Annotated in this window: 7 protein-coding genes; 3 read left to right on the top strand and 4 right to left on the bottom strand. The window is 70.0% G+C overall.

Annotated elements, in window-relative coordinates; translation table 11 throughout:
* The 3 genes from ABD308_RS39755 to ABD308_RS23520 all read right to left on the bottom strand — a co-directional run.
* Nucleotides 1-136 (bottom strand): acyl-CoA carboxylase subunit epsilon (locus tag ABD308_RS39755; protein WP_425554835.1); only part of this gene is annotated, 136 nt, incomplete at its 3' end.
* A gap of 85 nt (nucleotides 137-221) precedes the next feature.
* Nucleotides 222-1826: an acyl-CoA carboxylase subunit beta gene (locus ABD308_RS23525; protein WP_344338288.1), complete on the bottom strand. Its 1605-nt coding sequence runs from the start codon at nucleotides 1824-1826 to the stop codon at nucleotides 222-224.
* A 439-nt stretch (nucleotides 1827-2265) separates the two neighbouring features.
* Nucleotides 2266-2670, bottom strand: a complete 405-nt coding sequence (locus ABD308_RS23520; RefSeq protein WP_344338286.1) for a PLD nuclease N-terminal domain-containing protein — start codon at nucleotides 2668-2670, stop codon at nucleotides 2266-2268.
* A 127-nt stretch (nucleotides 2671-2797) separates the two neighbouring features.
* Here ABD308_RS23520 and ABD308_RS23515 point away from each other — a divergent pair, with 127 nt between their 5' ends.
* Nucleotides 2798-4255: a menaquinone biosynthesis decarboxylase gene (locus ABD308_RS23515; protein WP_344338284.1), complete on the top strand. Its 1458-nt coding sequence runs from the start codon at nucleotides 2798-2800 to the stop codon at nucleotides 4253-4255.
* Nucleotides 4252-5157 (top strand): menaquinone biosynthesis prenyltransferase MqnP, encoded by a 906-nt coding sequence (gene mqnP, locus ABD308_RS23510; protein ID WP_344338282.1) that lies wholly within the window; start codon nucleotides 4252-4254, stop codon nucleotides 5155-5157. The genes ABD308_RS23515 and mqnP overlap by 4 nt, the downstream gene beginning before the upstream one ends.
* Nucleotides 5158-5178: 21 nt before the next feature.
* Here the strand turns inward: mqnP and ABD308_RS23505 are convergent, their stop codons facing one another.
* Nucleotides 5179-5412 (bottom strand): DUF4287 domain-containing protein, encoded by a 234-nt coding sequence (locus ABD308_RS23505; RefSeq protein ID WP_344338280.1) that lies wholly within the window; start codon nucleotides 5410-5412, stop codon nucleotides 5179-5181.
* A 404-nt stretch (nucleotides 5413-5816) separates the two neighbouring features.
* On the opposite strand from ABD308_RS23505, the gene ABD308_RS23500 reads away from it, so the two are divergent.
* The gene (locus ABD308_RS23500) at nucleotides 5817-8333 is read left to right on the top strand and encodes a collagenase (protein WP_344338278.1); all 2517 of its coding nucleotides are present in this window, start codon (nucleotides 5817-5819) and stop codon (nucleotides 8331-8333) included.
* Nucleotides 8334-8360 lie beyond the last annotated feature (27 nt).

The following is an 8360-nucleotide window of genomic DNA, read 5'->3' as shown; positions in this document are numbered from 1 at the left end:
AACGCGGCCAACACCCTGCCGCCGCCTGCTGGGCGGCCGCGGCGCGGGCCATCAGCACGGCGGTCAGGGCGGCGAGCTCCTCGTCGGTGAGCGAGCCGCGGACGATGCGGACGAGTGGTTCGGCGGAAGCGGTCATGGTCCGGTCTTCTCCCGGCGGATGGTGGTGTGTGGTCGTCGTCGGCGTGCCCGGCGGTACGGTGCCCGGCCGGGCGGCGCTGCCGCTACATCGGCGGGTTGCCGTGCTTGCGGCTCGGCAGGTCCGCGTGCTTGGTGCGCAGCATGGCCAGCGAGGACGCCAGGACCTGGCGGGTCTCGGCGGGGTCGATGACGTCGTCCACGAGGCCGCGCTCGGCCGCGTAGTACGGGTGCATCAGTTCGCTCTTGTATTCCTTGATCTTCTGGGCGCGCATCGCGTCCGGGTCGTCGGCGGCGTTGATGTCCCGGCGGAAGATGACGTTGGCGGCGCCCTCGGCGCCCATCACGGCGATCTCGTTGGTCGGCCAGGCGAACGAGAGGTCGGCGCCGATCGAGCGCGAGTCCATGACGATGTAGGCGCCGCCGTAGGCCTTGCGCAGGATCAGCTGGATCCGCGGCACGGTCGCGTTGCAGTAGGCGTAGAGGAGCTTCGCGCCGTGCCGGATGATGCCGTCGTGCTCCTGGTCGACGCCGGGCAGGAAGCCGGGGACGTCGAGCATGGTGACCAGCGGGATGTTGAAGGCGTCGCACATCTGGACGAAGCGCGCGGCCTTCTCGCTGGCGTTGATGTCCAGGACGCCGGCCAGCGACTGCGGCTGGTTGGCGATGATGCCGGTGACGTGGCCGTCGATCCGGGCGAGCACGCAGAGCACGTTGGTGGCCCAGCGCTCGTGGACCTCCAGGTACTCGCCGTGGTCGACGATCTCCTCGATCACCTTGCGCATGTCGTACGGCCGGTTTCCGTCGGCCGGCACCAGGTCGAGCAGCGAGTCGTTGCGGCGGTCCACCGGGTCGTCGTTGACGGCGGCCGGCGGCATCTCGCGGTTGTTCTGCGGCAGCAGCGACAGGAGGTAGCGGACCTCCTCGATGCAGGACTGCTCGTCGTCGTAGACGAAGTGCGAGACGCCGGAGACCCCGGCGTGCACGTCGGCGCCGCCGAGCCCGTTCTGGCTGATCTTCTCGCCGGTGACGGCCTGGACGACGTCCGGGCCGGTGATGAACATCTGCGAGGTCTCGCGGACCATGAAGACGAAGTCGGTGAGGGCCGGCGAGTAGGCCGCGCCGCCGGCGCACGGGCCGAGCATCACGGAGATCTGCGGGATGACGCCGGAGGCCTTGGTGTTGCGCTGGAAGATGCCGCCGTAGCCGGCCAGCGCGGTGACGCCCTCCTGGATGCGGGCGCCGGCGCCGTCGTTGAGTGAGACCAGCGGGGCACCGGCCGCGATGGCCATGTCCATGATCTTGTGGATCTTCTGGGCGTGGGCCTCGCCGAGCGCGCCGCCGAAGATCCGGAAGTCGTGGGCGTAGGTGAAGACCGTCCGGCCGTGCACGGTGCCCCAGCCGACGACGACGCCGTCGGTGTGCGGCTTCTTCGCCTCCAGGCCGAAGCCCTGGGCGCGGTGCCGGCGCAGCGGCTCGACCTCGCGGAACGAGCCCTCGTCGAGCAGCAGGTCGATGCGCTCGCGCGCGGTCAGCTTGCCCTTGGCGTGCTGGGCCTCGGTGGCCTTCTCGCTCGGACCGCGGCGGACCTGCTCGCGCAGTTCGTGCAGCTCCGCGACCCTGCCCCGCACGTCCGCGGGTGCTTCGGGGGAGGCGTCGTCGTCGACCGGCGCCTGGTGCACAACCGTCATCTCGAACCACTCCAAAGGTGAGGGAACTGTCCGACAGCCAACGTCTGCGATGCCCCCGGCTGCGAATCACTTCTTCACTTATGACTGTACGAGGGGCCGCACGCTGGTTTCGGCGTCGATTCCGTACAAGGTCGCGTCCGTTTAGATGTCAGGGCTGCACAGAAACCGAAGCGTTTCGGCCCGCGCGGCGGGTAGCCGTTCGATTACCCCGGGCTGTCGGCAGGATGGCCGCCGGGTGAGCTGAACATGAGGAAACATGCAGGTCAGGGCTGTTTCGGTGAATTCATCCGGGGCCGGCTCAAGGGTTGCTCAAGGGGCGCCCGGTGCGCCGGGGAAGGCCGTGCCCATGAGCCGGCGGTGCCCTGCCAGTCGTAGGGATGCGCCAAAAACACCGCAGCCCACCCGGTGGATGCCGGGTGGGCTGTCCGGGCGACGCGGGTCAGGCCCGCCGCTCCTCGTCCGGGTCCTCCTTGCCGCGCAGCTCGTTCTCGCGGCGGCGAAGATCCGCCTCCCACTGCTTGAGCATGTCCTCGTGCTCGTTGTCGTGCTTCTTCAACGAGGCGAGGAACTCGGGGTCGTCGTCCGGGGCGAGCGGGCGGCCGTCGCGCCGGCGGTCGTGCGCCGGGCCGCCCGCGCCGTGGCCGCCGGCCGGGGCGGTGCGCACCCCGCGCCGCTTGCCGGCCGCCAGCCAGGCGATCGAGCCGACGAGCGGGAAGAGCAGCACGATGATCACCCAGACCACCTTGGGGAGGTGCTTCACCTCCTCCTCGGGCGTGGTCAGGCAGTCGATGAAGGCCCACACCCACAGGGCGAGCGGGAGCACGATGGTCAGGATCCTCAGCACGGCGGCGATCTCCCCCGGGCGGCGTCGGTGGCGGTCCGGCCCCCCGGCGCGGCGGCCGCTGGCGGTAAACCGCGTCAAGGGGGCCCTTGACACAGGCCAGGCTAGCGGGTGGCGGATACTGGCTGGCATGGCATACGACGATCTCCGCTCGTTCCTGCGGGCCCTCGACCGCGAAGGCGACCTCAAGCGCATCAAGGCGGAGGTGGACCCCCATCTGGAGATCGGCGAGATCGTCGACCGTGTGCAGAAGGCCAAGGGCCCGGCCCTGCTGTTCGAGAACGTCAAGGGCTCCACGATGCCGCTGGCGATGAACGTCTTCGGCACCGAGCGCCGGCTCGCCAAGGCGCTGGGCCTCAAGGGCCCGGAGGAGATCGGCGACAAGATCTCCGGCCTGCTGAAGCCGGAGCTGCCACAGGGCTTCACCGGCTTCCGGGACGCCTTCGGCAAGCTGGCCTCGATGGCCCACGTGCCGCCGAAGAACGTGAAGTCCGGCGACGCGCCCGTGCACGAGGTGGTGCTCACCGGCGAGGACGTCAACCTGGACGAGCTGCCGGCGCTGTTCACCTGGCCGCTGGACGGCGGCTCCTTCTTCAACCTGGGCCTCACCCACACCAAGGACCCGGACACCGGCATCCGCAACCTCGGCCTGTACCGGCTGCAGCGGCACGACCGCCGCACCATCGGCATGCACTGGCAGATCCACAAGGACAGCCGCAACCACGCCGCGGTGGCCGCCAAGCGCGGTGAGCGGCTGCCGGTCGCGATCGCCTTCGGCTGCCCGCCGGCCGTCACCTACGCGGCCACCGCGCCGCTGCCGGGCGACATCGACGAGTACCTGTTCGCCGGCTTCGTCGCGGGCGAGCGGGTGAAGATGGTGGACTGCAAGACCGTCCCGCTGCAGGTCCCGGCCGACGCCGAGGTGGTCCTGGAGGGCTGGCTGGAGCCGGGCGAGCTGCTGCCCGAGGGCCCGTTCGGCGACCACACCGGCTTCTACACGCCGCAGGAGCCGTTCCCGGCGCTCACGATCGACTGCGTGACGATGCGCCGCCGTCCGATCCTGCAGTCCATCGTGGTCGGCCGCCCGCCGACGGAGGACGGCCCGCTGGGCAAGTTCACCGAGCGCTTCTTCCTGCCGCTGCTGAAGATCATCATCCCGGACATCGTCGACTACGACCTGCCCGAGGCCGGCGGCTTCCACAACTGCGTGATCGTCTCGATCGACAAGAAGTACCCGAAGCACGCGCAGAAGACCATGCACGCCATCTGGGGCGCGCACATGATGTCGCTGACCAAGCTGATCATCGTGGTGGACGCCGACTGCGACGTCCACGACTACCAGGAGGTCGCCTGGCGGGCCTTCGGCAACGTCGACTACAGCCGCGACCTCACCGTGGTGGAGGGGCCGGTCGATCACCTCGACCACGCCTCCTACCAGCAGTTCTGGGGCGGCAAGGCGGGCATCGACGCGACCCGCAAGCTGCCCGAGGAGGGCTACACCCGCGACGGCGGCTGGCCCGAGATGGTCACCTCCGACCCGGCGACCGCCGCCCTGGTGGACCGGCGCTGGAAGGAGTACGGGCTGTGAGCACCGCCGCCGCGCTCCCCGAGGTGCCGCCCGGCAAGGTCAAGGCCTTCCTGCGGCTGGTGATGATCGAGCACTCGGTCTTCGCCCTGCCGTTCGCCTACATCGCGGCGCTGACCGCGATGTTCCTGGCCGACGGGCGGGTGCACTGGGGCGAGCTGTTCATCGTCACGGTGTGCATGGTGGGCCTGCGGACCTTCGCCATGGCGGCCAACCGGATCATCGACCGGGAGATCGACGCCCGCAACCCGCGCACGGCCGGGCGCGAACTCGTCACCGGCGCGGTGTCGCTGAAGACCGCGTACGTGGGCTCGGCGGTCGCCCTGGTGGTCTTCCTCGGCGCGGCCGCGCTGCTCAACCCGCTCTGCCTGGCGCTCGCGCCGGTCGCCGTGGTGCCGATGGTCGTCTACCCGTACGGCAAGCGGTTCACCGACTTCCCGCAGGCGATCCTGGGCCTGGCCCAGGCGATGGGCCCGGTGGGCGCCTGGCTGGCCGTCACCGGCTCGTGGTCCTGGGACGCGGTCGTGCTCGGCGCGGCGGTCGGCGTCTGGATCGGCGGCTTCGACCTGATCTACGCCTGCCAGGACGTCGCCTCGGACCGGGCGGGCGGCGTGCGTTCGGTGCCGGCGCGGTTCGGCGTCCCGGCCGCGATCCGCGGCGCGCGCGGCTGTCACGTGGTCACCACGCTGCTGCTCGGCTGGTACGCGGTGCTCACCGACGCGGGCGTCGCGTTCTGGATCGGTCTGCTGGTGGTGGCCGGCGCCTTCGTCTACGAGCACACCATCGTCAAGCCGAACGACCTGTCGCGGCTGAACCGGGCGTTCTTCCAGACGAACGGCTTCGTCGGCATCTCGCTGTTCTTCTTCGCGCTGCTCGACCTGGTGGTGCGCGGCCTCGGCGTCTGAGGCCGCGCCCCGCCGGGGCCGCTACTTCCCGCCCTCGTCGAGCGTGTGCTTGACGAGGGCGTTCGCGTGTCCGTGGCCGAGCCCGTGCTCCTCCTTCAGCCAGGCGACCAGTTCCGTGTGGCGGGTCAGCGGGGAGGAGCGGATCAGCTCCTTCCAGTGGGCGATCGGCTGCCCGTACTTCTTCTCGATGGAGGGGAAGTAGGAGGCGGGGCCCTTGGTGGCGGGGGTGGTCTGCGGCGTCACCGTGTTCGTCATGCCCTTAAGACCGGCGGCGGCGCCCGAACTCATCGGAGCGCCGGATGTGATCCGCGCCACAGGCCGGTGCGGCAGGCCCGCGCGTCCCCGGCGCTCGCCGTCGGCGTCACGGGCGTCCGTGCGCAGGGGCGCAGATCGGCCAGTCCATGCGGCCCGGCGGCCTCGTGCGGTCGTCCGGATGGTGGCCCGATGTCCCTTCGGGCCCCGCGCGCCGAGCCGCTTCGGCCGGGAGAGCCGCAGGTCAGCCGCCCGGAGAGGGGCGTGGGCGGCGAGATGGCCGAAAAACTCATGCAATATAACCTGTGACATTGTTCTGATTACCAGTCGGTGACAGGATCCACGCCAAATCTCCTTCCTTCAGCCCGACCCCACGTCGGGCTGCCCCCACTCACGAAGGATTCGGCGTGCTCCTGCGCACCAGACTCTCCATGCTCGCGGCAGGCGTCGTCGCCTGTTGCGCCACGGCCACCGCCGTGCTGCCGACCCAGGCCCTCGCGGCGCCCTCCCCTGCCGCCGCCCCCGCCCCGACCACGACGACCGCCCCGGCCGGTCCGGTCGGACCCGCCGCCCCCAAAGCCCCGACCACGACGACGGCGTCCGAGGAACCCGGCGAGCCCGCCGCGCCTCTCGACCAGGCGCTGATCGGCGCGACGAGCCTGCTGGAGGAGCCGGCCGAGGCGGCCGCCCCCGCCCAGTTCAAGTCCCTCGCCGTGCAGAGCTGCACCCCGGCCGACTTCGCGGCCCTCACCGGGGCCGACCTCGTCGCCTTCATCAAGAGCTCGACCCCGGAGTGCATCAACTCGCTGTACCAGAGCGCCGGAGCCGACGCGAGCATCTTCAACCAGGCCCGGATGCTGTCCGTCGCGGCCGCCCTCAAGGACGTGGCGGCGACCTACTCCGGCGACAACACGGCCGGCATCGCGCAGCTGGTGAAGTACCTGCAGGTGGGCTACTACATCCAGTTCAACTTCCCGGCGGCGGGCGCGTACACCCCCGCGCTCACCGACGCCGTCACGGCCGCCCTGGACACCTTCTTCGCGGGCACCCGCTGGCGCGACGTCAGCGAGAACAACGGCCGCATCCTCAAGGAGGTGGTGTGGCTCACCGACAGCGCCAACGTCCAGGCCCGCTACCTGGGCGTCTACAAGCGGATCCTGGACGAGTACGACAACACGTACAACCAGTTCCCGCAGATGCGCAGCGCGGTCAACTCGGTGCTGTACTACCCGCTCTGGGAAGGCTACCGGAACAAGGACTTCGTCCGGGCGCTCGCGGCCGACCCGGCCCTGATCAACTCGCTCGCCGACTTCGCGGTCAACCACCGGGACCTGATCAGCGGCCCCCACGCCGTCCTCGACACCAACGCGGGCAACGACCTGGCCAAGTTCGCCGGGATGAGCCCCGCCGCCGAGGCCGTGGCCAAGCCGCTGATCAAGAAGGTGCTGGACTCCGCGCCGCTGCTCTCGCCGTTCGGGAAGCTGTACGTGTACACGGCCCGCCAGGCCGCGTACTTCAACTACAACCAGTGCTCGTACTACGGCATCTGCGACCTTCGCAACAAGCTCATCTCGGTGATCCTGCCGAACCAGCTGGTCTGCGACAACCGCATCCTCCAGGCCCAGTCCCTGTCGGCCGCCGAACTGGCCACCGTCTGCGAGAGCCTGCGCAAGCAGGACGCGCTCTTCCACAGCGTGTCCAAGGACAACGGGCCCATCCCGAACCAGTACGCCAAGACCGTCACCTTCGGGATCTTCGCCAACAAGGCCGACTACACCACCTACTCGACGGCGATCTACGGCAACGGCACCGACAACGGCGGCCAGACCGTCATGGACGCGACCGACCCGAACAAGATGGCCGTGACCGTGATGTACCAGAAGGCCTGGAACGTCAACGACCCCGCCCGGGTGTGGAACCTCAACCACGAGTACGCCCACTACCTCGACAGCATCTACAACCTGAAGGGCAACTACGACACCCAGTCGTCCGTCCCGAACAAGTGGTGGGTCGAGGGCCTCGCCGAGTACGTCTCGTACACCCACCGCGGCGCCACCGACGTCGACGCGATGAACCAGGCGGCCAAGCACACCTACAAGCTCAGCACGCTCTTCCAGAACACCTACGAGAACGCGGACTCGACCCGCATCTACCCGTGGGGCTACCTGTCCGTCCGGTACATGCTGGAGAAGCACCCGGCCGACGTCCAGGCCATGCTGGAGCGCTTCCGCGTCGCCGACTACACCGGCGGCTACGCGGTCTACAACAACCTCGGCACCTCCTACGACGCCGACTTCGACGCCTGGCTCGACGCCTGCGTCGCCGGCGCCTGCCTCGCGACCGGCCCGACCTCCCTGTTCGACACCACGGTGAACGGCGCGACCGTCAGCATGAACGAGCGCTCCGTGCAGACCGGCACGGGCCGGATCACCGGCTACCGCTGGGACTTCGGCGACGGCACCTACTCGGACGAGCGCAGCCCGACCCACACCTACGGCACGCCCGGCGCGTACACCGTCGCGCTGACCACCACCGACGACACCGGCCGGATCGCCACCACGCAGGGCGCGGTCACCACGACCGCCCTCGGCCTGCCGACCTGCACCGAGCAGCGCACCGACGCGATGGCCCGCAACTGCGCCCGGCCCGGCCGCGCCGCGACCGCCGGCAGCACCGACTACCTGTACGTCTACCTGCCGGCCGGGACCACCACGCTGAAGGTCAACACCCTCGGCGGCACCGGCACCGCGTACCTGTACTACAACGACAACACCTGGGCCTCGCCGAAGGCCTACACCGCCGCCTCGACGGCCGCCGGCACCACCCAGTCCATCACCGTCACCAACCCCACGGCGGGCTACCGCTACCTGAGCCTGTACGGCGCCACCGACTTCAGCGGCGTCACCGTCACCACCGAGTTCTGATCCACGGAGCACCGTGACCGACGCCCG

The sequence above is a fragment of the Kitasatospora putterlickiae genome (genome assembly GCF_039527695.1).
GTDB lineage: Bacteria > Actinomycetota > Actinomycetes > Streptomycetales > Streptomycetaceae > Kitasatospora > Kitasatospora putterlickiae.
Note: the sequence above shows the minus strand (reverse complement) of the source record. Positions and strands in the feature narration are given on the sequence as shown.

Bases quoted from the DNA above. Each gene is read 5' to 3' on its own strand.
- ABD308_RS23515 (WP_344338284.1), top strand. From the start codon at position 2,798: ATGGCATACGACGATCTCCGCTCGTTCCTGCGGGCCCTCGACCGCGAA.
- ABD308_RS23525 (WP_344338288.1), bottom strand. From the start codon at position 1,826: ATGACGGTTGTGCACCAGGCGCCGGTCGACGACGACGCCTCCCCCGAA.
- ABD308_RS23505 (WP_344338280.1), bottom strand. From the start codon at position 5,412: ATGACGAACACGGTGACGCCGCAGACCACCCCCGCCACCAAGGGCCCC.